The 26,381-nt window shown below is 64.1% G+C and carries 30 protein-coding genes and 1 pseudogene; 16 read left to right on the top strand and 15 right to left on the bottom strand.

Annotated features, from left to right (window positions below):
* The first annotated feature begins 67 nt into the window (after positions 1-67).
* Both pcaH and pcaG read left to right on the top strand, forming a co-directional pair.
* On the top strand, positions 68-856 hold the full coding sequence (pcaH, locus tag I6F16_RS23320; protein WP_036026596.1) for a protocatechuate 3,4-dioxygenase subunit beta: 789 nt from the start codon (positions 68-70) through the stop codon (positions 854-856).
* Between the two features lie 5 nt (positions 857-861).
* Positions 862-1,488, top strand: a complete 627-nt coding sequence (gene pcaG / locus I6F16_RS23325; RefSeq protein WP_225112334.1) for a protocatechuate 3,4-dioxygenase subunit alpha — start codon at positions 862-864, stop codon at positions 1,486-1,488.
* Between the two features lie 23 nt (positions 1,489-1,511).
* On the opposite strand, the gene I6F16_RS23330 is transcribed toward pcaG, so the two are convergent.
* The gene (locus I6F16_RS23330; RefSeq protein WP_225112335.1) at positions 1,512-2,123 is read right to left on the bottom strand and encodes an NYN domain-containing protein; all 612 of its coding nucleotides are present in this window, start codon (positions 2,121-2,123) and stop codon (positions 1,512-1,514) included.
* A 345-nt stretch (positions 2,124-2,468) separates the two neighbouring features.
* Entirely contained in the window at positions 2,469-3,374 is a 906-nt protein-coding gene (locus tag I6F16_RS23335; RefSeq protein WP_036011342.1) for a helix-turn-helix domain-containing protein, read from the bottom strand.
* A gap of 50 nt (positions 3,375-3,424) precedes the next feature.
* Between I6F16_RS23335 and pobA the strand changes: the two genes are divergently transcribed.
* A complete protein-coding gene (gene pobA / locus I6F16_RS23340) occupies positions 3,425-4,597 on the top strand; it encodes a 4-hydroxybenzoate 3-monooxygenase (protein ID WP_036011339.1) in 1,173 nt (390 codons plus the stop codon).
* Between the two features lie 203 nt (positions 4,598-4,800).
* On the opposite strand, the gene I6F16_RS23345 is transcribed toward pobA, so the two are convergent.
* The 3 genes and pseudogenes from I6F16_RS23345 to I6F16_RS23355 all read right to left on the bottom strand — a co-directional run.
* Positions 4,801-6,951 carry an adenylate/guanylate cyclase domain-containing protein gene (locus I6F16_RS23345; RefSeq protein WP_225174007.1) on the bottom strand — a complete coding sequence of 717 codons (2,151 nt, stop codon included), beginning with the start codon at positions 6,949-6,951 and terminating at the stop codon, positions 4,801-4,803.
* Between the two features lie 34 nt (positions 6,952-6,985).
* Entirely contained in the window at positions 6,986-7,654 is a 669-nt protein-coding gene (locus I6F16_RS23350; protein WP_036026585.1) for a hypothetical protein, read from the bottom strand.
* Positions 7,655-7,780: 126 nt separating this feature from the next.
* A pseudogene (locus I6F16_RS23355) lies at positions 7,781-8,086 on the bottom strand (hypothetical protein); the annotation flags it as partial.
* A 193-nt stretch (positions 8,087-8,279) separates the two neighbouring features.
* Between I6F16_RS23355 and I6F16_RS23360 the strand changes: the two are divergent.
* From I6F16_RS23360 to I6F16_RS23370, 3 genes are all read left to right on the top strand, one after another.
* Positions 8,280-8,723, top strand: coding sequence for a hypothetical protein (locus I6F16_RS23360; RefSeq protein WP_036011297.1), 444 nt, complete (start codon positions 8,280-8,282; stop codon positions 8,721-8,723).
* 158 nt (positions 8,724-8,881) lie between these two features.
* On the top strand, positions 8,882-9,166 hold the full coding sequence (locus I6F16_RS23365) for a hypothetical protein (RefSeq protein WP_036011293.1): 285 nt from the start codon (positions 8,882-8,884) through the stop codon (positions 9,164-9,166).
* 134 nt (positions 9,167-9,300) lie between these two features.
* The gene (locus I6F16_RS23370) at positions 9,301-9,747 is read left to right on the top strand and encodes a CHRD domain-containing protein (protein WP_225174008.1); all 447 of its coding nucleotides are present in this window, start codon (positions 9,301-9,303) and stop codon (positions 9,745-9,747) included.
* 44 nt (positions 9,748-9,791) lie between these two features.
* On the opposite strand, the gene I6F16_RS23375 is transcribed toward I6F16_RS23370, so the two are convergent.
* The 3 genes from I6F16_RS23375 to I6F16_RS23385 form a co-directional block, all read right to left on the bottom strand.
* Positions 9,792-10,157 (bottom strand): antibiotic resistance protein VanZ, encoded by a 366-nt coding sequence (locus tag I6F16_RS23375; RefSeq protein ID WP_036011287.1) that lies wholly within the window; start codon positions 10,155-10,157, stop codon positions 9,792-9,794.
* 90 nt (positions 10,158-10,247) lie between these two features.
* A complete protein-coding gene (locus I6F16_RS23380; protein ID WP_225142429.1) occupies positions 10,248-11,786 on the bottom strand; it encodes an EAL domain-containing protein in 1,539 nt (512 codons plus the stop codon).
* A gap of 632 nt (positions 11,787-12,418) precedes the next feature.
* The gene (locus I6F16_RS23385) at positions 12,419-12,592 is read right to left on the bottom strand and encodes a hypothetical protein (protein WP_167361675.1); all 174 of its coding nucleotides are present in this window, start codon (positions 12,590-12,592) and stop codon (positions 12,419-12,421) included.
* 1,027 nt (positions 12,593-13,619) lie between these two features.
* Between I6F16_RS23385 and I6F16_RS23390 the strand changes: the two genes are divergently transcribed.
* The 3 genes from I6F16_RS23390 to I6F16_RS23400 all read left to right on the top strand — a co-directional run bounded on the left by I6F16_RS23390 (position 13,620) and on the right by I6F16_RS23400 (position 14,810).
* Complete coding sequence (locus tag I6F16_RS23390; protein ID WP_036011277.1) at positions 13,620-13,910, top strand: hypothetical protein; 291 nt, start codon at positions 13,620-13,622, stop codon at positions 13,908-13,910.
* Between the two features lie 41 nt (positions 13,911-13,951).
* Positions 13,952-14,368, top strand: coding sequence for a hypothetical protein (locus I6F16_RS23395; RefSeq protein WP_225174009.1), 417 nt, complete (start codon positions 13,952-13,954; stop codon positions 14,366-14,368).
* Between the two features lie 163 nt (positions 14,369-14,531).
* The gene (locus I6F16_RS23400) at positions 14,532-14,810 is read left to right on the top strand and encodes a hypothetical protein (RefSeq protein ID WP_225112340.1); all 279 of its coding nucleotides are present in this window, start codon (positions 14,532-14,534) and stop codon (positions 14,808-14,810) included.
* A 15-nt stretch (positions 14,811-14,825) separates the two neighbouring features.
* On the opposite strand, the gene I6F16_RS23405 is transcribed toward I6F16_RS23400, so the two are convergent.
* The gene (locus tag I6F16_RS23405) at positions 14,826-16,037 is read right to left on the bottom strand and encodes a hypothetical protein (RefSeq protein WP_225174010.1); all 1,212 of its coding nucleotides are present in this window, start codon (positions 16,035-16,037) and stop codon (positions 14,826-14,828) included.
* 183 nt (positions 16,038-16,220) lie between these two features.
* Between I6F16_RS23405 and I6F16_RS23410 the strand changes: the two genes are divergently transcribed.
* Positions 16,221-16,463, top strand: coding sequence for a hypothetical protein (locus tag I6F16_RS23410; protein ID WP_057026181.1), 243 nt, complete (start codon positions 16,221-16,223; stop codon positions 16,461-16,463).
* Positions 16,464-16,559: 96 nt separating this feature from the next.
* Positions 16,560-16,802 carry a hypothetical protein gene (locus tag I6F16_RS23415; protein WP_128262894.1) on the top strand — a complete coding sequence of 81 codons (243 nt, stop codon included), beginning with the start codon at positions 16,560-16,562 and terminating at the stop codon, positions 16,800-16,802.
* Between the two features lie 47 nt (positions 16,803-16,849).
* Here the strand turns inward: I6F16_RS23415 and I6F16_RS23420 are convergent, their stop codons facing one another.
* Entirely contained in the window at positions 16,850-17,227 is a 378-nt protein-coding gene (locus I6F16_RS23420; RefSeq protein WP_225174011.1) for a hypothetical protein, read from the bottom strand.
* A gap of 416 nt (positions 17,228-17,643) precedes the next feature.
* Here I6F16_RS23420 and I6F16_RS23425 point away from each other — a divergent pair, with 416 nt between their 5' ends.
* Entirely contained in the window at positions 17,644-18,021 is a 378-nt protein-coding gene (locus tag I6F16_RS23425; protein WP_225112343.1) for a hypothetical protein, read from the top strand.
* A 1-nt stretch (position 18,022) separates the two neighbouring features.
* Here I6F16_RS23425 and I6F16_RS23430 read toward each other — a convergent pair whose 3' ends face one another.
* Together I6F16_RS23430 and I6F16_RS23435 are read right to left on the bottom strand one after the other, a co-directional pair.
* On the bottom strand, positions 18,023-18,676 hold the full coding sequence (locus I6F16_RS23430) for a hypothetical protein (RefSeq protein ID WP_036011260.1): 654 nt from the start codon (positions 18,674-18,676) through the stop codon (positions 18,023-18,025).
* Between the two features lie 20 nt (positions 18,677-18,696).
* Positions 18,697-19,434: a metallophosphoesterase family protein gene (locus I6F16_RS23435; protein ID WP_225112344.1), complete on the bottom strand. Its 738-nt coding sequence runs from the start codon at positions 19,432-19,434 to the stop codon at positions 18,697-18,699.
* Positions 19,435-19,626: 192 nt separating this feature from the next.
* Between I6F16_RS23435 and I6F16_RS23440 the strand changes: the two genes are divergently transcribed.
* Positions 19,627-20,253 carry a transglutaminase-like cysteine peptidase gene (locus I6F16_RS23440; RefSeq protein ID WP_225112345.1) on the top strand — a complete coding sequence of 209 codons (627 nt, stop codon included), beginning with the start codon at positions 19,627-19,629 and terminating at the stop codon, positions 20,251-20,253.
* Between the two features lie 11 nt (positions 20,254-20,264).
* On the opposite strand, the gene I6F16_RS23445 is transcribed toward I6F16_RS23440, so the two are convergent.
* From I6F16_RS23445 to I6F16_RS23455, 3 genes are all read right to left on the bottom strand, one after another.
* Positions 20,265-21,443, bottom strand: coding sequence for a hypothetical protein (locus tag I6F16_RS23445; RefSeq protein WP_225112346.1), 1,179 nt, complete (start codon positions 21,441-21,443; stop codon positions 20,265-20,267).
* Positions 21,444-21,620: 177 nt separating this feature from the next.
* Positions 21,621-21,896 (bottom strand): hypothetical protein, encoded by a 276-nt coding sequence (locus tag I6F16_RS23450; RefSeq protein WP_225112347.1) that lies wholly within the window; start codon positions 21,894-21,896, stop codon positions 21,621-21,623.
* Between the two features lie 75 nt (positions 21,897-21,971).
* The gene (locus I6F16_RS23455) at positions 21,972-22,541 is read right to left on the bottom strand and encodes a hypothetical protein (protein WP_225112348.1); all 570 of its coding nucleotides are present in this window, start codon (positions 22,539-22,541) and stop codon (positions 21,972-21,974) included.
* Between the two features lie 277 nt (positions 22,542-22,818).
* Between I6F16_RS23455 and I6F16_RS23460 the strand changes: the two genes are divergently transcribed.
* The 3 genes from I6F16_RS23460 to I6F16_RS23470 all read left to right on the top strand — a co-directional run bounded on the left by I6F16_RS23460 (position 22,819) and on the right by I6F16_RS23470 (position 26,290).
* A complete protein-coding gene (locus tag I6F16_RS23460) occupies positions 22,819-24,021 on the top strand; it encodes a polysaccharide biosynthesis/export family protein (protein WP_036035489.1) in 1,203 nt (400 codons plus the stop codon).
* Positions 24,022-24,030: 9 nt separating this feature from the next.
* Positions 24,031-24,774 carry a hypothetical protein gene (locus tag I6F16_RS23465; protein ID WP_225174012.1) on the top strand — a complete coding sequence of 248 codons (744 nt, stop codon included), beginning with the start codon at positions 24,031-24,033 and terminating at the stop codon, positions 24,772-24,774.
* A 67-nt stretch (positions 24,775-24,841) separates the two neighbouring features.
* A complete protein-coding gene (locus I6F16_RS23470) occupies positions 24,842-26,290 on the top strand; it encodes an O-antigen ligase family protein (RefSeq protein WP_225174013.1) in 1,449 nt (482 codons plus the stop codon).
* The last annotated feature ends 91 nt before the right edge of the window (positions 26,291-26,381 follow it).

Below are 26,381 nucleotides of genomic sequence, written 5' to 3' on the forward strand. Positions count from 1 at the left end.
GAATAGGCTGGCTCATGCTCTCCCGATAAGCCGCCCGACCCCGGGCTCCCAGGGAGAGACAACGCCGATGAATGCCCAGGCGCCAGCATTGCGGGATCCCCGCCTTAATCGTCCCGAGCCCTTGACGCCGCCGCTCGGCGACGGCGGCTTCTTCCAGCGCGACCGCGCGATCCATCCGCCGGCGCATGCGCCAGGCTACAAGTCCTCGGTGCTGCGCTCGCCGCGCCAGTCGCTGCTGTCCTTGGAGAACTCGATCTCGGAGATCACGGGGCCGGTGTTCGGCCACAACGATCTCGGCCCGCTCGACAATGATTTGATCCGCAACTACGCCAAGGACGGCGATCCCGTCGGCGAGCGCATCATCGTCCACGGCCGCGTGCTGGACGAGACCGGCCGGGGCGTTCCGAACACGCTGGTCGAGTTCTGGCAGGCCAATGCCGGCGGCCGCTACCGGCACAAGAAGGACACCTATCTGGCGCCGATCGATCCGAATTTCGGCGGTTGCGGCCGCGCGCTCACCGACGACACCGGCTACTATTACTTCCGCACCGTGAAGCCGGGCCCCTATCCCTGGCGCAATTACGTCAACAGCTGGCGCCCCGCCCATATCCACTTCTCGGTGTTCGGCTCGGGCTTTGCGCAGCGGCTGATCACGCAGATGTATTTCGAAGGCGATCCGCTGATCCCGGTCTGTCCGATCCTGACGACGATCCCGGACAAGGACGCGCTCGACCGCCTCGTGGCGCCGCTCGACCTCAACGCCTCGACGCCGTTCGACTCGCTCGCCTACCGCTTCGACATCGTGCTGCGCGGCCAGCGCTCCACCTATTTCGAAAATCGCACCGCGGGGAACTAACGCCCATGCCGCAACCGCTCAATTATCTCAATGAAACCGCCTCGCAGACCGCCGGGCCCTACGTCCATATCGGCCTGATCCCGGCCATGGCCGGCTTCGACATCTTCGAGAAGAATTTTTCTAACGTGCTGGTGACGCCGAACACCAAAGGCGAGCGCATCACGCTGGAGGGCAAGGTGCTCGACGGCACCGGCACGCCGCTGCGCGACGTGCTGCTGGAGATCTGGCAGGCGAATGCGGCCGGCCGCTACAACCACCCCGCCGATCGCTCCGCCGGCGCGCTGGAGGACGAGTTTCGCGGCTGGGGCCGCGCCGGCTCCGACTTCGAGAGCGGCCTCGTCACCTTCGAGACCATCAAGCCGGGCGCGATCACCGACAGGACGGGGCGCAAATGCGCGCCGCACGTCAACCTCTGGATCGTCGCCCGCGGAATCAACATCGGCCTCAACACGCGGCTCTATTTCTCGGACGAAGAGGCGGCAAACGCCGCCGATCCCGTGCTCAACCTCATCGAGCAGCCGGTGCGCCGCAAGACATTGATCGCAACCCGCAGCGAGCGCGCCGGCAAGATCGTGTATTCCTTCACGATCAATCTGCAGGGGCCGGAGGAGACGGTGTTCTTCGACGTGTGAGGTGTCGGGCCGGCGTCCTTCGATCATTCCACCCGGTCGTCGCGCCTGATGGTTCCGCGCGCGAGGAATTGCGGTGGCTGCCGCATTTCGCGCGATACCGGTCGATCGGGTGGATCGCGCCCCACTTTTGGCTTCAACTCCACCAGATCGATGAACATGTCCGCCTGCCGGCGCAGGTCGTCGGCGATCATGGGCGGCTGAGTGGAGAGTGTGGAGACGACGGTCACGCGGACGCCGCGGCGTTGCAAGGCTTCGACCAGCGAACGGAAATCCCCATCGCCCGAGCACAACACGATCTGATCGACGTGCCGGGCAAGCTCCATCGCGCTTACGGCGAGGTCCACATCCATGCTGCCCTTCACCTTGCGGCGGCCGGTAGCGGGGTCGACGAACTCCTTGGCGAGTTTGGTGACGACGGTGAAGCCGTTGTAGTCGAGCCAGTCGATCAAGGGGCGGATCGACGAATATTCCTGATCCTCGATGATGGTCGTGTAGTAGAAGGCCCGTAACAGCGTAGCTCGGCTTTGAAATTCACTGAGCAGGCGTCTGTAGTCGATCTCGAAGCCGAGCGCCTTGGCGGTGGCATGGAAATTGGAGCCGTCGATAAAGAGCGCGCTCTTCCCAAGCGAAGACATTATGCACAACTCCCCGGGTTCGGCACGAAAGCCGACCGTCCAGCCGAAATGGCGCGGCGTATCGGCGGGAATAACTGAAGGCGCCGATGGCTTTGCTGAAAAGGCGGCGCAGACGACCGGACAGGGTTGGCCGCCTTGCGCCGAGGTTAGGGAGGTTCCATGCCACCAGCGCCAGGGCGCCGAATGCCGTCACGCTAGGGCGAGGGCGTGCCCCGCTCAATTGTACGGAGGTAAAGCGCCTCTATCCAAAGGATGGGGCGCTATATACGAAGGTAAGTGGCAACGAGAGACATCGCGGATCCGGGGCGCGTCGATCAGACGTGCCCTGATCCTTTGTCCGGTGGTTCAGCCTTCGCCGCCATGGAGCCGGGCGCGAAAGGCGCGCGGTGAGACCCCCGTGGCGGCGGCGTAGACCCGGCTGAAATAGGCGGGGTCCTCGAAGCCGAGGGCGTAGGCGATGGTCGAGACCGGCAGGTTGGTGTAGACGAGGTTGCGCCGCGCCTCCCGGATCAGGCGGTTGAGGATCAGATGCGAGGCGGTGTCGCCGGTCGCCGCCCGCGTGATCCGGTTGAGATGCGTCGGTGTCACCGACAGCGCCTCGGCATAGTCGGCGACGCTCCAGCGCTCCAGATGATGCTGCTCCAGCAGCGCCTCGAAGCGGCGGAACAACCCGCTTTCCGCGGTGCCGTTGCCGCCGCTCTCGCCCGTGAGCGCGCGGGCCACGAGCCCGATCATGGCCGACGACAAGGCGCGGAGCACATGCGCGCGGCCGAAGTCGCGCGCGGCGTGCTCGGCGAAAATCTGCTTCATCGTGGCGCGAATCTGCGGCGTGCCGCGCGCCACGGCCGACCGCGACAGCGCACCGCGCAGGCCCTCGGCGGCGAGCAGCGCTTCGTCGAGGATCTCCGCGGCGATGGTCAACACCCACCCTTGCGTATCGGGCACGAAGCGGAAGCCGTGGACGTGGCCGACCGGCACGTTGACGATCTGCATCGGCCTCAGCGGCACCACGCGCCCGTCGAGCGTCGCCTCGCCGCCGCCGCGCTCGATCAGCAGCACCTGGTGCAGCCGGGCATGGCGGTGCACGGCCAGCGTCCAGTCGTGCAGCACCGAACGCGAGGCGATCGTCTCGCAATGCACGACATCGGGCAGATCGCCGGACTCGCCGAACAGATTGTAGACCCGGATGGCCGGGGCGGGGGCCGCGCTTCTCATGTTCGAATAGTACAAGACAAAGGCGAAACCCTCCATCGGCTTGCGCCTTAACGTATGCAAAAAAATGCCGACGGGAGGACGCAAAAATGAAAGTTCAGGTCTGTATCATCGGCGGCGGGCCGTCCGGGCTGTTGCTGTCCCAGCTCCTGCACCTCAAGGGCATCGACACCATCGTGCTGGAGAAATACAGCCGCGACCACGTGCTGGCCCGGATCCGCGCCGGCGTGCTCGAGCACGGCTTTGCGAAGCTGATGCGCGAAGCGCAATGCGGCGAGCGGATGGACCGCGAGGGCGAGATCCACAACGGGTTCGAGATCGCCCATGACGGCGTGCTCTCCCACATCGACCTGCACAAGCATTCCGGCGGCAATTCGGTCCTGGTCTACGGCCAGACCGAGCTGACGCGCGACCTCTACGAGGCACGCGACCGGATCGGCGGCAAGGTCGTGCACAATGCCGAGGACGTCACGCCGCACGATCTGACGTCGGATCGGCCCTATGTGACGTATCGCTCGAACGGGCAGACGCTCCGCGTCGATTGCGACTACATCGTCGGCGCCGACGGCTTCCATGGCGTCAGCCGCAAGTCGATCCCGAAGGACGTGCTGCGCGAATATGAGAAGGTCTATCCGTTCGGCTGGCTCGGCGTGCTGTCGCGCACGAAACCGGTATCGCCCGAGCTGATCTACGTGAAGCACGAGCGCGGCTTTGCGCTGTGCTCGCTGCGCTCGCAGGTGCTGAGCCGCTACTACATCCAGGTGCCTTTGACCGACAAGGTGGAGGATTGGAGCGACGACGCGTTCTGGGCCGAGCTGAAGCGCCGCCTGCCGGACGAGGTCGCCGGCCGTCTGATCACGGGTCCGTCGATCGAGAAGAGCATCGCGCCCTTGCGCAGCTTCGTCGCCGAGCCGATGAGCTATGGCCGCCTGTTCCTCGCCGGCGATGCCGCGCACATCGTGCCGCCGACCGGTGCGCGCGGATTGAACAGCGCCGCGTCCGACATCTACTATCTTTATCACGCGCTGCTCGCGCATTATCAGAGCGGCGACGATGCCGGTCTCAAGGGCTATTCCGCCAAGGCGCTCGCGCGAATCTGGAAGGCACAACGCTTCTCCTGGTGGATGACGATGATGCTGCACCGCTTCCCCGATCGGATCGAATATGAGGATCGTCTGCAGCAGACGGAGCTCGACTACCTGCTCTCGTCCGAGACGGCGCAGCGTCTGCTTGCGGAGAATTATACGGGGCTGCCGTTCTGAATTCTGAGGCGAGCGATGCGGACGTTCTCTTCCTTCTCCCCTTGTGGGAGAAGGTGGCGCGAAGCGCCGGATGAGGGGTCTCTCTCCGCGGGCTTATTGAGAGAAGCGCGCGCGGAGAGAGACCCCTCACCCGTCTCGCCGCTACGCGGCGAGCCACCCTCTCCCACAAGGGGAGAGGGCAAGTACGCCCGCGGTTGACGTCGCTACTTTCCTTCCAGCGTGTTCACCGGCGTCCACTCCGGCGGCGGCGGATTGGCAGTCAATGCATTTGCGCGTTTTGCGAACAGCGCGGACGCCGGATCAACTTCCGCCACTCCCTCGAACGCGTCGGCCGCCTTGGCAAACTCCCGTGCCCGCCAGCACGCCAGCCCTTCCGCATAGGCTGCGGCGACCTTGGCCTGCTCGGCGCTTTCCGCGCCGGTTTCCGCCAGCGGCTCGAACACCCTGATCGCCTCGCCGCGGCCCTGCACCCTGATCGCATCGAGCTCGCGCCAGGCGAAGCTATCGCCGGTCTGCGCCATCGTGGTTTCCGAGGCCATGATCGCCGTGCCGTAATATTTGTTGGCGCCTTCAAGCCGCGAGGCGACGTTCACGGTGTCGCTCATCACGGTGTAGTTGAAGCGGCGGCGCGAGCCGATGTTGCCGACCACGGCTTCGCCGCTGTTGAGCCCGATACGGTGCGACAGGCCGTGACCGGCGAAGGCGGGATGGCCTTGATTGAGCTCGGCCAGCGTCTCGTGGCACTTCAGCGCAGCACGCACCGCATTGCGCGCGTGGGCGGGATCGTCGGCCGGGGCGCCGAACATGGCGACGATGGAATCGCCGATATATTTGTCGACGTAACCGCCATGGCCTTCGATGATGTCGGTCATGGCGGACAGATATTCGTTCATCAGCGTCACCAGCTCGACCGGCGTCATCGTCTCGGCGATCGACGAGAATCCGCTTAGGTCGGAGAAGAACATGGTGACGTTGCGCATCTCGCCGCCGAGCGCCGGCATCTTGCCGGAGGCCACCATGGTCTCGATCACCTCGGGCGCGAGGTAAAAGGCAAAGCTCTTGCGCAGGAAGCGCTCGTCGCGGTCGGCCAGCACGAAGCGATAGCCGATCATGATCGCGAGCGCGGCAAGGCTGGCGAGCGCCGGCTCGGTCAGCGGCAGCGCCAAGGCATGGACGAATGCGCCGACGGCAGCGACCGCGTAGACGATCGTGAGGCCGAGCCAGGCGATAAGGGCACCACTCGGCGCAAACACGCCGGCCGCGCAGGCGATGACGGCCGCGAACGCGATCGTGAGAAGGGTGCGCGAGGGAAAGCCGAGCTCGGTCACGGCATCGCGCTCGATCAGGTTTCGGACCGCAGCGGCGTGCACGAACACACCGGCGACGTCGCTGCGGGCCTTTTGCGCGGTGCCGGCAGCCGCGGGCAGGGCACATCGCGCCGACGGCGTTCCGTCATAGCCGCCGGACAGGCGCATCGAGGTGAGCTTGCGGTCCTCGAAGTTGAGGACGGTCCCGAGCAGCACGACCTTGCCCTCGAAGGCGCGCCGGAAGAAATCGCGGTCGCCTTTTTCGACGCAGGCGCGCAGATCGGCAAAGGAGAAGGTCGGAACGTCGCGGCTGAGGCCGCGGAAGTTGAGCGTCAGCGTGTTCGGTACAGTGCTCGGGATTGCGTAGCCGGATAGCCCGGCCGCGCCGGATGGCGCCATCTCGACCTTCGCGCCGAGCGCGCGGGCGGCGAGCTCGACCGCCATTGTGGGCACCGGCTTGCCCTCGATCGAGAAGCTGAGCGGCATCCGCCGGATGACATCGTCGGCGTCGGTGTGGACATTGAGCGCGCGGACGTTGTTTCGCACCGCCAGCCGCTGCGCACGGTAGGGCATTTCCGGATGGTCGTTGCTCAGGATCTCGCCGAGCACGAGCTTGCCGTTGTCGGAGATCTGCCGCAGCGCGATTAGATAGTCCCGGTCAAATCCGCGCATCCGAGCGCCGAGCGGCGCGTCGCCAAAGGGAATCTCGGATTGCTCGATCGAGTTCTTGAAGATGACGTCGAAGCCGATCACCTTGGCGCCGCCGTCGCTGATACTGCCGAGCACCCGGCCGATCTCGCGCGTCCAGGTCTGCGTCGGCGATCCCTTGAAGGGCAGGGTCTCGTAGGTTTCGCCGTCGATCGCCACGACGACGACCGGCGACGTCGCGGGATCGCGGCGCTCGCCGACAACCTTCCCACGCAGTGCGGTGAGGATGTCGAGCGAGAGGCCTTGCAGTGTCTGCAGCGGCGGGGACGTGAAGATCGCGCCCGCAAGGAGCGCGATCAGGATTGCCGCAACGATGTCCCGTCCCCCGATCCGCCGCATCGCCCCGTCGCCAACTCCGCTTATTCGAGTCCGCCTATTCGAGCCGCAGCAGGCGGCCGATGATCGGGGTCGGCGAGGAGGTGGCGCTGGCGTCGATCTGGAAGGTGTAGCGTTTGGCACCGAGAATGGCGAGGTAGCTGCCGCCCGGGGTCAATGTCTTTCCGGCCTTGGCAAAATCATAGAACTTGCCGCCGACCATAGCATCGCGCTTGAGCGGGACGCTGATCGTGGGCTCCTTGCCGTCGGTGCGTTCGATCACCAGCGTGCTGCCGACTTTGGCCTGCACCAGTGGCGAGACGCCGTAGAGCGTCGGCAGCTTGGCGGGCCCGCCCTTGGCGTCCGAGCGCATGGTGCGGAAGGTCGTTGCGGCGCTCTGGTTCGCCTCGCGCTCGGACAGTTTTGCCGCATTGGTATCGCAGGGCACCTTTTCCCGCTTGACCTCGCCCAGCTGCACGGTGCTCTGCTCGGCGCCGACCAGGACGACACCTTCGCTGATGGTCTCGCGCTGGCAGGATTTCAGGTAGCTGAGCGTGATGCTGGCCTTGGGCCCGAGCTTGATGATCTTGCCTGGCGCCACGTAATCCATGAACGCGATGCCGTCGACCTTGCCCTGGACGTCCTCGACGATCGCGGCGGGAGTCTCCGCCCAAGCGGGGGCCGCAAGGCAGAATGCGCCGACACAGGCGCCGATCAGGCTTTTCATGGGAATTCTCATCCAATTCGACGATGCTCTGGTGCCCGTCCTGGTTCGATGCCTAGCAGCAGGGCGCCGGGGCAAGTGTGACCAGAATCACTCTCAGGTCTTGGTGCCACTTTAGCAGGAACAGGTTCAAACCGGCGACCGGAGAAAAATGGTGCCGCGGCAAGATGTTGGCGGATCGATCGGGTCAGGCGGTCGGGACGCGGGATGGCGCGCGTCTGACGAGCTCGCTGCTGCACGCTCTATATCGGGAGCGGGAGGGGCCGCGGCGACCGGCAAGGGACTTGTCCGCTGACCGCCGGCGATCTCGACCACCTCGTCCCAGCGCAACAGGAAAGCCTCGACGCAGCCAGGATCGAACTGTCGCCCGGCGTTCTCGACCAGGTAGCCGCGCGCGAGCTCGAGCGGCATTGGCTCCTTGTACGGCCGTCGCGTCGCGTCGAAGTCGTGGAAACGGCTGACGACGGCATCGAATTGTTTTGACGTCGCCGCCGCCGCGTGCGGCCGCAGAAATTTAACGGATTGATTTTGCAGGGCGTTAACCGTGGCGGAATGCTCGTCGTGTCGGTCATTGTCGCGCCTCAAGCTTCGTTGCAAATACACGTGGAAATTACGGGTGGATGTTTCCATGCTGAAAGAGGGCAAATACGCGGCGTGGTTCAGAACAGCGCACGCGCAAGGCACCGGCATCGTGCATCTGGCCCAGGGACGGATCTCGGGCAGCGACAGCTTCTTCAACTATGGCGGCTCCTATCAGTTCGACAACGACCGGCATTTCACGGCCGTCCTGACCACGCGGCGACATGCCGACGGGCCGCCGACTGTGTTCGGGCTCGACGAGGTCGAGGTCGAGCTCTCCGGCGTTTATAGCGGGGCGATGGCGACCTGTTCGGGAACGGCCCGGCAAGCGCCCGACGTGAGATTCGAAGCGACGCTGATCTACAGCCAGGAAGAGGCGCCGGCTCCCGACCCCCGGGGCGCCGTCGTGAAGCTCAAGGCCGACAAGCTGCCCAAGAGGCTCGACAGCCGTTCACGGCCGCGGCATCCGTTCACGACGGGCGCGCCCAAGTGACAGTGGATCGGCAACAAGCTGCGCCGGTCCACCCGGCTCACGTCTGCGCCGCGCTTAGCATTGCGTTGACGTTGTTGGCTCGAATTCGCGCTGCAGAAACTCCGCCTTCAGAAGCGAGAGCTATCTAGTCTGCGATAGATCAAGCGTGGTGGAAGAACATGCCTCAAATCTGGATGACATATGACGAGCTCGGCGCGCTTTGCGGCTGCGATGCTGTGGAGGCGAGGGACCGCGCGATCCATTTGTCGCTCGATCGTCGCAGGAGTCGCGACGGTGCCACGCGCGTCAAGCTCGATCTGGCGCTGACGGCCAAGTTCTTTGCATCCGTCCGCGAGGCGGATTTCGATCTCGACTGCGCCATTGAAGCGCTGCACGACACCCACCGGAAGATGGCCGAGCTCCTGGTTCCCTCCGAGCGTCACACGAGGCGCGGGGCGGCCTGAGCCGGCGCGTGATGCGCTTGCGATGGCTAATTCCCGCGAGCGTTGTCCCGAATCAGCATAAGCTCTGCGGCGGAATGTCCGGCAGTCCTCGGTGTTTTCATCGCGGGACCAACGAAATCCGCAGGAGGAAGTGCATGAGCAAAGCCGTGTGTCGACGGTCCGTGGCACTGTTGGGGGCATTGGCGCTGGTCGGAGGCGTCAGCGCGACGAGCGGAACGGCAGGTGCGGAGGTCGTGAAGCTGCGAGCGGATCTCAAGGGAAGCAATGAAGTGCCGCCGAACAGCTCGACCGGGTCGGGCAAGGCGGAGGCGAGCTACGACACCGAAACGAAGGTCCTGACCTACCTCGTCAGCTTCACCGGGCTGACGGGACCGGCGATAGGGGCGCATTTTCACGGCCCCGGCGAGGCCGGGAAGAATGCCGGCATCGCCCTGCCGTTCAAGACGGCGCAAAGCCCGATCGAAGGCAGTGCCACCCTCACCGAGGCGCAGGCGGCGGATCTGTTGGGCGGAAAATGGTACGCGAACATTCACACGGCCGCCAACCCAGGCGGTGAGTTGCGCGGCCAGATGATGAAGTAAGGACCGGGTCGCCCAGTCGCTCCGCCGAGGCCATGCTCGCCGTTTCAGGCAGGTGGTCTGGGCAGGAACGCCAGGATCATCTGGGCGAGCATGACGCCCACGGTGCCGCCCGCCGCCTTCTGCAGCACGTCGAGAAAGCCTGGATCGCGATCGGGTATCAACGCTTGCATCAGCTCCAACCCCATGGCGACTGCGATGACGAGCGAGCAAGCCAGGCTAAACCGTCCCGGCAGCAGGAACGACAGCAGGAAGCCGAGCAGGCCATAGGCGCTGAAGCGCTCGATCACGACGATCCAATAGGCCTCGTGGTGACCCATGAGCGCAGGCCGGCCCGACAGCTTCGCCAGCGTGGCATAGGCGATCAGCGCCAGACAGATGCTTGCGGCTGCTATGAGGTGGTTCCTGCGCATGGCGCCAACATACAAGGTTGGTCGCCGCTCCGGTTCGAAAGCCGAAAACATCGTTAGAAAGTATCGTTAAAGCCTCTGGGGGCCAGCCAGTCAGGCCACCAAAGCCTTAGCACCGGATGTCGCCGCATCCGGCTGCGCAGCCCGACGCGATTTGATGAGCTCATTGAATTTGGCGGCGGGCAGGGGCGGCGCAACCAGATAGCCTTGACCTTCCTCGACGCCGGAGGCGAGCAACGCGCGGAGCTGCTCCTCGGTCTCGATGCCTTCGGCGACCACGCTCATATTGAGGTCTTTCGCGAGCGCCACCAGCATCTCCACGATCGTGGTCGTCGATGCGTCCACCGTGATCGTGTCCACGAAGAACTTGTCGATCTTGATCGTATCGGCGCCGAGGCCCTTCAGCCGCGACAGTCCGCTATGGCCGACGCCGACATCGTCGATGGCGACGCGGAAGCCGCGGTCCCGCAGCTCGGCCACGACCGAAGCGGCGCGCGCGAGATCATCCAATTCATCGCGCTCGGTGATCTCGACCACGATCTGGCGCGCGGAGACGCGTGCCGTCAGAACCGTGCGCCGCAGTGTCTCGACGAAGCCGGCGCTCAGGAGGTGCTTGGGCACGACGTTCAGCGACAGCTTGAAATTCTTGTCGGCCCTGAGCAATGGCCTGAGCTCGGTGAGCGCCGATCCCAGGATCTGCCAGGTCATCGCCTGGATGCGTCCGCTGGATTCGGCGAGCGGAATGAAATTCATCGGCGGGACCACCGAGCCATCGCGGCGCAGCCAGCGAGCCAGAATCTCGCAGCCCTTGATCCGACCTGTCCGGAGGTCGAAGATCGGTTGGTAATATGGCTTGAATTCGCCGGCTGTCAGCGCCCGGTCGAGATCGGCCACTGGCCCTTCCATGCGGCGGTTGCGTGCCAGCAGGATGCCGAAGATCGCGCCAAGTCCGAGCGCCACTGCAAGCGTTGGCCAATAGGCCTCGTTGTTCCAGCTCGACAGCACCGCGTGCTCGAGCCGGATCGTGGCATGAAGCGGGAGCCGAGCGGACGCTCGCTCGAAGCCGATCGGCGCCGGCAGAGACTTGCCGGCCTCGGTCTGGAATTCGCCGAGCTTCTCGCCATTGCTCAAGGCGAGGATCACCTGGCTGTGCGCGCGCAGCTCGGCCGGCATGATGTCGAACAGGCTGGCATTGACACCGACAATGGCGACCAGGGCGGAGTTGCCATTGACGTCCCTGAGCACGCCCAGGGCGTCGCCGCCGAACTGCTCCACGCGGAACAGGGAAAGCGTCTTGTCGCGCGAAGGCAGCATGTCGCGGCGATCCACCCATCCCTTGTCGAATTCGAGCGTCTCGGAATAGGCCGAGCAGATCACCGAGCCGTCCGGCTTGACGAGGCGGACGTCCTTGATCGCCGAGCGCTGGTAGACGTGCAGGCGGATGGCTTGCAGCGCCGCCGGCTCGCAGCTGGCGAAATTGCGCCGCGCGAGCTCGTCCAGGCTGCCCGCAGCGAAATCGACCGCAAGCTCCGATCGGCGCAGAACCACCTCGGTGAGCTCATTGAGCTGATGCGCCTGGTGCTGGCGAATAACGGCGCCAGCGGCGAAATGACCCGCCAAGGCGAACGCCATCGTGCTCGCAAGCACGAGTGCCACAAACGGGAGGTCTGGTCGCAGCACTCTCATCCGGCTCAGGCGAAAACAGGGCGGGGCGGAAATTCAAGCAAGGCGTGGAGATTGATCCTAGCCAGCGGGGGCTAAGATAGGGTTTAACGGAAAGACCGGCCCGAAGGGCCCCACCTGAGCAGTGCCCGGCCAATGGTCTGGCGGCTCGGGGTCAGAAACAAGCATGGAAAGTTGAGCAGTATGATCAGGACGTTAAGTCTCGTGATGGCGTTGACAATCGGGAGCTCTCTGGCCTCGGCGCAGGGGACCAAAGACACGCCATCGGGCACGCAATCCACCTCCGCGACGCGCAGTGGCACGGGCACGAATTCCGGATCCGACACGATGGGCGGCGCCTTCAAGGGAACGGGGACGCCCAGCTACGGAACCAGCCCAGGGATGGGGTCCCAGAAGAGGACGCAGAATTAAGTGTGGCGGCTGGCGGGGCACCGCCGGCAACCCGCTCAATCCACCTCACCGTCCAAGACGATGGCGGACCGGAACGACCCCGGGATAAGGGCGGCTGGCCCTATCGATGCGGGCCCGTTCGACTGCAGCGGCCGTACATGAAGCGGAGGCGAGCGCCGGCACTTCTAAGATCAGCTCTTCTTTGCCGGCTTCGACTTCAAGGAAAGACCAAGCCGCAACGCCATGCGCTTGATCGCATCGGGCGAGCGCCCGAGAGCTTTCGCTGCCTGCTCCAGCGAGGTTGAAGACTTGGCCAGCTCGATGAGCCGGCGATCTTCCTTGAACGACCAGGGCCTGCGCGCCATAACCGAAATGATCCTCTCGTCGACACAACGACAAAGCCGCCAAGCGGACCCATGTTCGCTCGACGGCTTTGCTTGGGTGGGGCCGGGCTTGGGGGAGCCCGGTGCGACATGGATAAGCAATCGCCGAAAGTTCGCAACAAACAACGCGGGTTAAGCTAACCTCTCAACCTTACCGCGATGAAGTTGGTGCATGGCGCTCCGTAGAAGCACGGATGCTTCTTCAGCGGTCTCGTCCGAGAGGCCGCTCCATACGTTCGAAAACGTTTCGCAGACCTATCGTGCAGATCGCAACTGTGCCCGATGACAGCGCATCCGGCCGCTTCGTTCGAGGCTGCTGCCGCCGTGAACACGGGTTAACATCGCCGGCTGGATATCGCCCCCGAACGATGCGAGATTTCGTCATCCTCCGGGCTCGTGGTTCTCGCGACGGCCAAAATTCAAGCACCACGTTGCACAAACTTCATCTTCCTCTGACAAAACTTTCAGCGCCGATGATCTTGAAGTCGTCAGAACATCACGTTGAAATGTACCGGGAGGAGCGTTCCGATCATTGGGAACATTCCAAATGTTTGCAATTCTGGTTCTGATTTCGATTTTTGCAGCTGGCTTTTGCTGCGGCTACGGCGTGCGGGCATGGCGCTCGCGCAGGCGATCGGCACGATATCGTCTCTATGCGCCCTACACGCCGGCGGCGATGGGCGCCAAGCAGAGTGAGCATCCGTCGTAGGCGCACAGCCATGTGAGCGCACACTGATCCTGCCGTGCGGCCGGGTCGGATAACCATGCGCAGTTAGGTTAACGTGGTGCGGCGCTTGAGAGCTTTGGAAAGGCAACCTAGAACGTAGCAATTCATGGTGAGAGTTTAGCCGCCTGTATTTTCGCGGCTCGCATAGGTGGGCGTGAATGGCGTATTTGATTGCTTTGCTGGGCGCGACTTGCGTCCTCGTTTTGATCGCGTTTGTTCGTGGCTTTGAGCGGCGGCTGAAGGATCGTCCGGGGCCTTGGATCATGAACGAGGGCCCTGCGAATGACTGATCAAAGGCACAACGCGCCGCGCAGATACTTCGTCGATGCCCAAGGGCATCGCGTTCTGATCGGCCTGTCTCCGGAAGAGACGGCGGAGTTCGAAGCTCTGGATCTTGCATCGAACGAGACAGGGCAATTTACATCCGAGGTCCGCGTGCGAAAAGGAGCCGCTGCCGACGGCGAGATCCGCTGGCACGAGCTGTATTCCAAGCACGCGGGAGCTTGGCGGGCATGGATTGCACAAAGCCAGACCGCACGGGCGCCGGATTCAGGATTTGTTAACTACGTCTGACCGATGGTACCCGCCTGGATCTCGTATGTGGGATGGCCCGGATGTTTCAGCTGTTCCTGAGAGCGCGCGCACACAATCTTCTCGGCTCCCGCCGCGAGGACAAAACCTTCAAGGCCCGCTCGGCCGAGCGTGACGCGGAGACCGACCGCGGGCGGATCGGTGCCGTTTTGGCCGCGATCGAAACCGCCTTGCAGGAGGCGGAGAGGGAGCAGGCCGGGCTCAACCGGCGTGTCGACGATGCGCTTGCCCGTGCCTCCGTCACCTTCGGAAACGGCACCGACGAATATCTCGAGCGGGAGCCGCTCGACAATCATCATCAGGATCTCTTCGCGGCCGACATCTCGAACGGCCAGCGCCGGCTCAAGGAATTGGCGAGCAGCATCGCCCACTTGAAGTTCGTCAAGACGGCAATGCTCACGCGCTTTCCGGATTTCAAGCTGCCGCAGCTGAACAGCTAGGAGCGGTGATATTTCTGCGCGCTCTGCGGCCGTGCTTCGAGACGCGGCTCTGGAGCATGGTCCGAACAAGTGCGCAGTCACAATTCAGCGCGCTTTGCCGTTTGGCGCCTCGTTCCTTTTTGGTATGGTCCGGCAAGCATTCACCGAGTGAAGGAGCAACGACGTGCCGGTCAAGAATTTGCGGACATTGGTTGGGCTGGCATTCGCTTTGACATTGGCCGTGCCGGCGACGGCGTCGGCCATCACTGCCGAAGTGGCGCGGGCATGTGACGCCGCGGTGGCCAAGGCCTTTCCGCCCAGGCAGATCGGCAACCCCGCAGCGGGGAGTGCCAAGGGAACGGGCAAGGACCAGCGCGAGTACTTCCAGAAATGCGTCGCCAACAACGGCAAGGTCGACGACATGCCGGCGGATGCGCCAAAGGACAGCAAGCCGGCCAAATAGGAAACAAAGGCTGCGTTATCGCCGCGGCGGCGGGCAGGGCGAGTAGAACGCGCCGTTCGCCGCATTGATGCGCTCGACGCATTGGTTGGGATCGGTGATCGTCCCAGCGATGGTGAAGTCATAGCCCATGCCCCTGACCACCACGATGTAGCGGCCGGGCGCGAGCGTGAAGCCGTCTTGCTCCGGTTGCAGCAACAGCATTCTCGACTGGTCGTCGATCGGACCTACCTTGTAGGGGTAGGACATGCTGCGGATGACCCAGGAATCGCCGGCGCTGACCATGGTGGCTTTCCCGCTGGCATCGACGCCCATCGCTCGCGAGACTTTTGCGATCACCCGAACTTCGGTCCCGCTGGCGTCGATACCCCCGTCGGGCCTGAACACGATGAATTTGACGTCGCCGTCCATCAACGTGGTCGCGCTCGGCGTGTTGATGGCGGCCGAGATCGCGACCCGCCGGTCCGGAATTTTTCCGGGAACCGGCTTCAGCTCGTGGAGCTGGCCCTCGCTCAAGGCGTAGACGCCGAACGTCGTTGGCAAAGGCATCGAGGGGTGCGCCGCCGGCGCCGGCTCCTTTGCGCTCTCCGGGATTCGTTCAGCGGTCTCGCTGGCCGAGGGAGTCGGAATCGCGGTCAGCTGAGGCTCCGGGCCCTTGGCCGAACGTTCGGGCTGCGCCATCTGCGACGATGCCGTCAGTTGTGCCTTCAGCCGCGGCCAATACACGACCGCGGTGCCGGCGCCAGCAATGAGCAGGAGGATCGCGGTCAATCGAACGAGAGACTTGAAAGCGCCGCTCCGTTTGGGTTGGTCGGGCGATCCTGGCGGTGCGGCAGGACGCCGCGGCGTCTCGGCAGCCATCGGAATGGCTGATGACGCCGAGGCAGCGAGCGTCGGAATGGGCGGGGGGACGGGAACGTTCGCCGGTGGAGAATTCGCCACGGGGACCGAGGCATCCCTGGTCGGTGAAGACTTCTCGCTTCGCTCAAAGGCGCGTTCGACCTCTCGAATGGCGCGTTCGAGGACTTGCTGGAGCTCTCGCGCTTCCCGCGCATCGGCGTGGGTGAATTGTTCCAGAAGCTTGACGCGAGCCAGCTCGTAGACGACATCCCGCATCTGCCTGGGGTCGCCGGAGACTTCGCGGATCCGCTCTGACAACAGGCGGACGAGCCCGGCCTTGATCTCTTGCGCCTGCGAGGCGTTGGCTGCGGTGTCGCCGGTCTCGGTCATCAAGAGCGATCAACTAGCCCGGATAGTGCCGTTTCGCTAGGTTTTTTCACCCCGGATCGCGTCGGTTGCGGTGAAACACGCTGATGCTCCGGCCGCAAAGGTCCTGCGCGGTCGTTTCGTAGCGCTTGCTTTTGGGCGGAAACCTGTGACATTTCGACCGGCTCCTTCTTCCGGTGTGTGACCATGCGCGGCATTTTGACAGCAATGATGTTTCTGACCTTTCTGGTTCAGTCTGCTTCTGCACAAGGGACCAAGGATCAGGCCAACACGACTAGCTCCAGCATCGTGACGACGACCGACAAAAAGAAGCAGACCACCCAGGCTGCCTCGCGGCCTACGGCTGTCCGGAACGTGGGTAGCGGTTCTACCGGACAGGCGGCCCAAGGTGTCTGGAGGAATGGCAAGCTGATCGCGGTGCCTCGCTGAGGTCACCCGTGCCGCGGTGAGGTCGCGCAACGAACCGTGATGCCGTCGTGAAGGAACGGTGTTCCCTCCCTGACGTTCTTGCTCGGGAGATATCGCATGAAACGAATAGTCTTGATCACACTCGCCCTTGTGGTGCCTGCGGGCGCCTGGGCCCAGGGCGTCAGCGATCCGTCGACACCCAACCGCAATGTGATCATCGTCAACCCGTCGCAGCCCGCGCGTCCCAACGCGACGCCGAATATCCCGAGCCGGATCGAGCCTCCCGTGACGACTTACGGACGGGCCCGGCCCTATCACGGGAATACAACCCGGGGCAGCGGGTCGAGCCGCCGTTACTAAAGCGTTTTCGGGCGAAGTAGATACCCCTTCGCGCGTCGTGGGCCTGCCTATTGCGGGTTGACTTCGACCTCCAGAGTCGACGTCCCGGGATCATGACGGTTCTTGCCCGAAATCAGCAGCGTGAACTTGTCGGCGCCTCGCGCTTCCCTTTCTGCCGAATAGCGAAAGCCGGACCCGACCACCGCCAATTGTCCCCGTGATGGCCCGCTCACGACGGATACGTTGAAGATCTGCATGTAAGACCAACGCAGTCCCTGAATGCAGTCGGCGCCAGGGGCGATCGACATCGTCCATTTCACCGTGTCTTGCGACAAGGCGAAGGGCGCGCGCTCCTTGATGCAGAGCGGGCTGGCGTGAGCCGTGAGGGCGGACATGGCATACGCCGCAACGGCAACGCGCAACAACGATACCAGGCTTGCACGCATTCTCGCCAACTCCATCGACGGATGCCGAAGTCTAGCAGCGATGGCCTAACGAGGCCTTAGAACGACGCTATTGTCCTTGCGGCGCTCATCCGATGCCGATCGCAGATAGGTCGATCATCGGTCGGCCTCTCTCCGGATCATGCCATACTAGACCTGTTTTGCCCGACGGATCAAGTCAGGACTTCGGAAAATACGTAAGTCATTGATTCGGTTGGTGCCGGCTACTGTGCATGGGGTTGTTTTTCGCTTTTTGAAGGGACGGCCGCTGCGTTCCGAAAATGTTGCAATTGGCAGCCGTATCAGCTGAAGTTGCGGCTGCTGCTCGGCCCGCCATCGGAGTCATCGGAGTGCGACCCGTCCGCTGCAAGTCCCTGTCAGACCGCCGGAGACCGGCGCGCGCGCCGGTTCAGGCGGCCGTGGCTGCCGCTGTCGGATTGGCTCTCTACGCCTGCCCGCTCTCGTGCCGTGCTCAGACCGAGCCGGAGCCGTCCATCAACGACTATCTTCCGCCGAGCGAGCCGGAAGTCTCGCGCGACGAATGGCGGCAGCGCATCGAGGATGCGCGACGCCGTGCCAAGGGGGTTGCGCGCGAGCGGCGCGAGCATCCGGAACTCTACAAGCCGGCTCCGGAAGATCCGGACCTCGTCGCGACCGAACGTCTGCTTCGCGACGACAGCCTGCAGCGAGGCGACATCGTTACGACCAAGAAGGGCATGTTCGTCTACCAGGGACGATCCGATCAGCCGCGCCGCGATCAGGACTTCGTGCCGGTCAACCCGAAATCGGTCCGCTGAGTTAATACCGCCGCAAGATCTCGTTGAATCTGGGATCGGTCACCTTCGTCGTCTCCAGCAGCAGCGACTTGCCTTGCGGAGTTGCCTGCACATAGGCCGCGATCAGCAGCGGCTCGTAGCGCGAGCGGTTGGCCAGCGCCGAGCGGATGTCGGATTGCGCCAGCAGCTTGATCTCCTCGTCGGTTGCAGCGGCGCTCGAGGTCACGGTGCGGACGCGTGAGAAGGCAACGTCGATCGGCACCGACCCGGTCAGGTACGACATCTTCACCGCAGGCGTGACCGCCTCGCCGGCCTGGGCCTGTAGCGTGCCGAGCGTGAGCCAGAGCGCCGGCCTGATCGGCGAAACTTTCAAGGCTGCCACGACAGCGGCTTGGGCCGTCTTGTTCTCGCTGGCCCTTCCGCCTGCCTCGGCCGACGGACGGTGCAGAACGTCGGCGGCCATCGCCGCCGCATGATTTGCCAGGAGGTCGCCATCCCACGAAAAGGATGCCAGGCTGCCTGCGGCCGCGAGCTTGGCCTTGTCCGGCGGAATTTCGCCCGAGAACAAGTCGCTGGCGCGAAAGTTCGGCCGCACCAGATCGCCATAGAACGTCGTGCCGGCGTGGAGCGCCAGCGCGATCGCGGTCAAGATGCCAATGGCGCGAAGCGTGATCACCGAAGTTGCGGCCTAAGCTTTCAAATTGCGAGGAGACTATCGCCTTGGATGGTCAATAGGGTCAAGTTGCCGGTCGCATAAGCGCCGGTGTCGATGTTGATGCGGTTCGAGCGGATATCGGGCGCGCTGACCGGCGTATGGCCGTGTACGATATATTTGCCGAAGCGCTCCTCGGAGGCGAGGAATTCCTCGCGGATCCAGAGCAGGTCCTCATCCTTCTGGCGATCGAGCGCGATGCCGGGCTTGACACCGGCATGGACGAAGAAGAAGTCGCCGCAGGTAAAGGACGAGGGCAATTGCTGGAGGAAGGCGAGATGCTCCGGCGGGAGCGCACGTCTCAGTCCCTCGATCAGTTCGACCTGCTGCTCCGCGGAAGGGTTCATCGTCGGCGTGACGCCATAGGAGACCAGCGTCAGGAGGCCGCCATAGTGGCGCCACTCCTGCAGGCGGGTCGGGTCCTTGAGCACCTCGAGCAGGAAGACCTCGTGGTTGCCCTTCAAACAGACCGTCTCGTGCGATTTCGAGCGCGCGATCAGGAGATCAAGAACGGCGCGTGAGTCCGGGCCGCGGTCGACATAGTCACCGAGAAAGACCTGAATGGCGCGTTGCGGCGCCGAGCGGGCCAAGTCGGCGTCGATCACGGTTAACAGCGATTGAAGCAAGTCGGCGCGGCCATGCACGTCGCCGATCGCATAGACGCGGACGCCATCGGGAAGCCGCGGCTTGGTCTTCTTGCGAAAGCGGGAGGAAAGGCCCATCGGGTCGGTCGAATCGCATCCAGCGTCACGAGCGGAAGTCGTGACCGCTCTTAGCAGAACAAGTCACACATCGGTATTCTTAATTGTTTCCGACCGATGAGCCCGCATTTTGATTAAAGCCTCGCGTGGCCTTTGAGCCGTATTTCAAGAGGTCTCGCGTAGCGTCTCCCCAACAAGAACGGGGAGCGCGACATGCGCAAAGTTGTGAAGTTCCTGGCGGCCGTCGCCGCCATCGTCGTTGCTGCGGGGGTGCAGCAGAAAGCGGAAGCTGCCTTCGTCGGGGCGCCCCTGGGGCTGCGTGGTGCCATCCACTACATCAAGTTCGACCAGCCGACGCTGCCGCCGATGGCGTTCACGCTCTTCTGCCTGAAGTACAAGGACGAGTGCAAGCCGCGGCCGCAGCGGATCGTCTTCCGGGGCGGCCGCCTGAAGCTGACGGCCGAGCGCATGGCGCAAATGCAAGAGGTCAACCAGCGGGTCAACACCGCGATCCGCCCCGAGGCCAACCTGGAAGGGCTGCGCGGCGAAAAGTGGCTGCTGCATCCGGCGAGCGGCGACTGCAACGATTACGCCGTGACAAAACGCCACGATCTGATCGCCAAGGGCTTTCCGGCGCGCTCGGTGCTGCTGAGCGAGGTCGTGACCAGCTGGGGCGAGCATCATCTCGTGGTCGTGGTGCGCACCTTCTCCGGCGATCTCGTGCTGGACAATCTCTCCGGCCACATCATGTCGTGGTCGAAGAAGCCCTATCGCTGGGTCCGCATTCAGTCGCCCAAGAATCCGAACTACTGGACCTCGCTCGGCGACCGCGCGGTCTGATCACCCGCGCGCTATCGTGATCCGGATTGGCTGACGCTCTGCGACAGCCCCAGTCCCAAGATCACCGAAAGGCAAAGGATTGCTGCCGGGTGCAGCAATCCGGGACCGGCAAAGCTCTGAACCAGCGCAAACAGGACGCAGGCCGCGGCCGCCGCCGGAAAGAACGAGTCGCGTCCGCGCTGCAGCGCGCCGACGAACAGGCGGACCAAAGCGAGCAGGCTCACCGCGATCATGGCGACCAAGCCGACCCAACCCATCCCCGCGAACACCGATGTGGCCGCCGAGGGCGCCGTCAGGACGGCGCCGGCATCGCTCTGATAGATCCTGCCCACCGCAGCAAAAGTCCCGGCGCCGGCGCCGAACCAGCGTGTATCGGCCAGCATGCGCTCGAGCGCGGCCTTGGTCTCGGTCCCCATCTCCGGAACGAGCCGTAGCAGGATCGGTCCGGAATTCTTTTCGAAGAGGAAGGTCAGCACGATCGCCGCGCCGATCAGGGCTGCCACCGACAACGCGCTCGCGGCCAATGGCGACAGATCCAGTCTGCGGATGACGAGGATCAGCAGGATCAGCACGACGCCAAAGGCCGCCGCCATGGCGCTGTTCGTCCCTGATAACCCAAAGATCGCGGCGGCACTGACCAAGGCTCCGACCAGACCGCAAAGTCCGATCGCGACCGAGCGAACGATCGAATGATGCGTCTCCGCCCGTTCAGCGGCGAGCTGCATCACCGCCAGATTGAGCATGAGGCCGAGCCCGGCCAGGCTCGTCGTGAGGTCATGGGGGACGGATCCGGCAAGCGCCGGCGAGAGCCGATGCAGGTCCAACATCAAGGCGGAGATCGCGGTTACGCCGCTCAGCACGAACAGAACCAGCTCGGCACGGCCGCGGTTGCGGACCACCAGGATCGCGACGCCAAGCAATGAGATCGCGGCCAGCGCCAGCAGCAGCGCATTCACCGTCAAGCCGATATCGGCCGTGATCGGCCCGAGCGACAGGCCACCGATTACCTCGTGAGCGCTGGCCCAGATCGGATGCGCAAAGCGCAGCGGAAGCGGAGCGAGCTGGGCCGCGATGCACAGCGGAATGGCGAGCAGAATCCAGCGGCCCCAGGAGGTCGCACGAAGATAGTGCTCATAGTCGGCCTTTCGCGAGCTCGAGGCGGCGGCCAGCAGGCCTAGCGCTGCGGCCATCGTCCCGAGCTGCGCCCCCAATGTGGCGCCGGCGATTTCGAGAGCGGAAGCGGAAACGATGGAGACGATGAGGGCAAAATAAGCGAGGGACAAACGGCGCGCTCGAAGCGAATCCTGAAACGGTCAGGTCACCATACAAGCGGGCGGTGCGTTTTCAAACAGAGGCTTGCGTTGCGATCAGCGCGTGGCCTTGACCGGCCGACCGAAGACGCGGGTGGCGCGTGCGGCGGCAAGGGCAAAGCGCGCCCCCGAGCCGAAGAGGTAACCGCCTTGGAGGGCGATGGCGGCGAACGCCGCAGCCTTTATGCCGTCAAGGAAGCCCAGGCTGGTCATCATGCTGACCGGCAGCATGGTGAGCACCAGCGCAAATGTGACCGGCAGGAGCACGAACACGCGAAAGCGTTGGCCCAGCACGGCACCTGTGAGAAAGCTGAAAATCAAAAAGGCGGTCATCCGAAACACTCTCCGTGCTCCGGACCCTAGATTCCCCGCCTAAAAAGACCCTTAAGTTGTATGGCTAAATTTAGCCTATTGGCCGCAATTTGCCAGCAGCGAATGATAGGCCTGCCGCAGCCCGTTGAGCGCCACCATCCCCTTGATCTCGCTGTCGCCTTCCCTGACCACCACGGACAGCGAGGCCGTCGTCTGCCACTTCCCGGCGGCAAACGCCGAGACCTCGTCGGGCAACAGCACGGCCGCTCCCGCGGCCGCCATGCTGCCCTCGAAGCTCAGGGTGCCGCCGCCGCTTGCGGCAATGGTCACCTTGGGGCGGCTCCGGGGCGGGAAGGGTCGGATCAAGGCCACCAGCACATCGACCTTGCCCTTCGGGGCGCAGCGCACGATCAGGCCGGCGAAGTCCGGGTCCGATTGGGTGGTGTCGGCGGTCTTCATGATGGCCGCGAAGCTTTCGCCGTCCTTGGCCCCTTGGGTCCGGGTGAATTTCCAGACGGACGTGGACGCAGGGGCGGCCACCTCAACAACGGCGCCGCGGCACAACGACCCCGCGCTGCCAGGGCAGGGGACGGCGGGGCCCCATGCGCGATCGGCGGCGCCAAAGAGGGAGCCCGCCAACAGCGGGATCAGAAGGAGGACAGACAAGGGGGATTCCTGCTCTTAACGGGCCCAGCTTTAGCAGACGGCGGCGAGGCTAAGAAGCCTTGCGCTCGACACACTGAGCCCTCGACTAGGGCGACATGCGCTCGAACCGGGCACACGAAATACAACAAATGGTCACAAAGGGTTAAACCAGGCCCCAAACAGTGGCCTGTACGCAACAGTGGCCAACGGATCGCTCCGTTAACCACCGGCAACACTTGTCGCACCCACCCCTAGGCCGTACCAATTTACGTCAATTGGGGACCCTCGGGCGCGATTCATGTCATCTATTGCCAAGACCTACGTGTTGATGCCTGCGTTGCTGGCGGCTGCTTTGGCGCTCGGGGCGTGTTCGACCAATCCCGGGTCGGGACCGCTCACCGACGACGTCAACAACAAGATCCAGACGGAAAACGCGCCGGCCTACGAGCTGGTGCCGCTCAATCCGGCGACCGTGAAGATCCTGCACACCCACGAGCCCAAGGGCCTCGCGGGCGTGTTCACCGACCGCCGCCCGCCTGCCAGCATCGTGTTCGGCATCGGCGACGTCGTCAGCGTCACCATCTTCGAAGCCGCGGCAGGCGGTCTGTTCATCCCGGCGGAAGCCGGTGTCCGCCCGGGTAACTATGTGACGATCCCGGATCAGTCGGTCGACAATGACGGCTTCATCACCGTGCCCTATGCCGGTCAGATCAAGGCCGCAGGCCTGACGGCGGTCCAAATCCAGCGCGCGATCGTCGAGAGGATCGGCAACCGCGCCATCGAGCCGCAAGCGGTCGTGGCGATGTCCTCGCAGCGCACCCAGCTGATCAGCGTGCTCGGCGAGGTCAATTCGCCGGCGCGTTATCCGGCGAGCGCGGCGGGCGCGAAGGATCGCGTGCTCGATGCGATCACCCGCGCCGGCGGCATCAAGGGCCAGGGCTTCGAGACGTGGGTCATGCTGGAGCGTGGCGGACGGCGGGCCACCGTGCCGTTCGAGAATCTCGTGATGGCGCCCGAGAACAACGTCTATGTGCGGCCCGACGACAGCATCTACGTCTATCGCGAGCAGCAGAAGTTCCTGGCGTTCGGCGCCAGCGGCCAGAGCGGCGAGTTCAACTTTGACGCCTGGCGCATCAATCTCGGCGAAGCGGTCGGCAAGGCTGGCGGTCTCCTGGACGGCCAGGCCGATCCGGCGGCCGTTTATCTCTATCGCCGCGAGCCGCGCGAGGTTGCGGCCCAACTCGGCATCGACGTGAGCAAGTACACCTCGGAGACGATCCCGGTTATCTTCAACGTGAACTTCCGCGATCCAGGCGGCTTCTTCCTCGCCACCAAGGTCATGATGAAGAACGGCGACATCATCTACGTCTCGAACTCGCGCAACGTCGAAGTTGCCAAGTTCCTGAACTACCTGCGTGTGATCATGGCGACCGGCAGCGATAGCATCAATCTCGCCAACGACGCCCTGATCTTCCGCAACAACATCAAGCTGGCGCCGTAAGACGCCGACTTGATCGACCAAATCGATGGCACCGGGGCTTTGTCCCGGTGCCATTTTCGTTTAGCAATCGAGGCGGTTCTGCTGCGCCGACAAGCCCGGGATCTGGATCAAGGCGCCACTCGGCACGGGCGCGCCGGTCATCGGTCACCCCGCGGCTTTGCAAGGGGCTTCATGCGCTTTCGAACATTTTGCCGTCTTCTGGCTCTCGTCCCGCTTACCTTCGCGCTTGCACCGGTCGGGCCGGTGCTCGGCGCTGCCGCAGAGATGGGCGTCCGCCATCGCATCGATGTGATGGTTTCCGCTGATCCGGATGCTCCCGTCCTGTCGCGCCTCAAGGGCGCCAGGGGCGAGCTGTCCTTCACGGTTCGCCTCTCGGCGAACTCCAAGGAGAGCAAGTTCTTCGGGATGCTGCGCCCGTCCTTCCCTGACATCGTCGTGCCCGATGGCCCGGGCAAGCCACTGGTGCAGCAGACCAAGCTGTGGGAGGAGGATGTCTGCCATCAGCGTCGCGGCCTGCCAAAGGTCACGGTGACCCAGCTCGGCGGGCATTTTGCGCAAGGGGAGGGGCGGATCGAGATTTCCGCCATCAACCGGCACATCGGCGTTCTGGTCCCGCCCGACGAACTAACCCCCGGAATAAAACTCGATCAGGGGAGTGATAGCTTTGGATTATTCTACGCATTCCGAGCGCAGAGCCGGAACAGCCGCCTCAACGTGGATCTGAAGATCTATCCGATCGATTGCTTCCTCTAGGCTTAAGCAAAGCTCGCAAGACATAACGATGCGCCTTCGGCTTCCTAAGATTCGCTGGTCATGGAGCTTGCCCGCGGTCTTCATCCTGTTCTTCGTGGCCGCCGGCGCGCCGTTTCCGTTCGGCTCGACCAATGATCTGTCGATCGCGTTCTGGTGCCTGTGTCTCGGCATCGCGGTGATCTTCGCGCCGACGCGCGATCTGCGCAGGCCGCATCTCTGGCTGCTCGCCGGCATCGGCGTGATCGTTGCCGCTTACGCCTTCGTGCTGCATGAGCAGCTCTCCGACAATCCCTGGGTCGCGCCGTTCCAGCCGATCTGGAAGCAGGCCTCGGATCTGCTCGGCGTGCCGATCGCTCCCTCGGCGTCGATCGTCAAGAACGAGGCGTTCTTCGCGCTCGGCGCGCCGCTTGCCAACATCCTCGCCATCGTGCTCGGCATCACCGTCGGCGCCGACCGGATGCGCGCGCGCCGCCTGCTCTGGGTGATCGCGATATCCGGCGCGGCTTATGCCCTCTACGGCGTGCTCTCGTTCCTGATCGAGCCAACCATGATCCTGTGGCGGGACAAGACGGCCTATCTCGGCAGTGTCACCGGCACCTTCATCAACCGCAACACGGCGGCGGCCTATTTCGGCTCGGCCGCCGTGATCTGGATGCTCCTGATCCTGGAGGACGTCCGTCGCCGCCTGCCGGAGCGGCACATCGAATGGCGGCGCCTGTCGCTCGACCTGCGCGCGATCCCGCCGAGAGAGATCCTGCCGCAACTCGCATGCCAGCTGATCTGCCTCATGGCGATGTTCATGACGACCTCGCGCGCCGGCGTCGGCCTGTCGCTGCTGGCGATGATCGTCGCGTTCACGCTGTTCCTGAGGAAAGACCTGCCACCGCGCACCGGCATCTGGATCTCGCTGGGCTCGGGCACCGCCGTCGCGCTCGGCCTGTTGCAGCTGCTCGGCGGCCGCGTCTCCAGCCGCTTCGACAGCCAGGGCCTGGTCGACGAGGGCCGCATCGAGGCCTGGAAATCCACGCTGCGGATCATCGCCGACAATCCCTGGTTTGGCACCGGCATGGGCACCTTCCAATGGGCCTTCCCGCCGTACCGCAGCCCCAACATCTCGATTCGCGGTGTCTGGGATGCTGCGCATTCGACCCCGCTGGAGCTTGCCTCCGAGGTGGGCATCCCGATGGCGCTGTTGGTGGCGCTCGGCTGGGCCGTCATGCTGGCGGTGCTGGCGCGGGGTGTGTTCACCCGCCGGCGCGACGTCATCATTCCGCTTTCGGCCGCGGCGACCGCGACGCTGTCGCTGCTGCATTCGTGCCTCGACTTCACGCTCCAGATGCCCGGCTACAGCATTCCGTTCTTTGCGCTTTTCGGCGCCGGCCTGGCCCAGTCCTTCTCCAGCCGGGAGGGCCGCGCGAGTTCGGGCGCCGGCGCCACCGCACCGCGAGGCGAGGGGCGCTCCGCAACCCCGCCTCCAGCTCCGCGCCCTCGGCCCGAGCTTCACAAAACTGTCTAGATCTGAAGCAGTTGCGCCGTTTACGAAGTTTTTAGTATAAATGGACAGCCCTTCTTTGTTTCGCTAGGTTCTTGCACTGCACAGCCATTTT

The sequence above is a fragment of the Bradyrhizobium sp. IC4060 genome, assembly GCF_020193715.1.
Taxonomy (GTDB): domain Bacteria; phylum Pseudomonadota; class Alphaproteobacteria; order Rhizobiales; family Xanthobacteraceae; genus Bradyrhizobium; species Bradyrhizobium yuanmingense.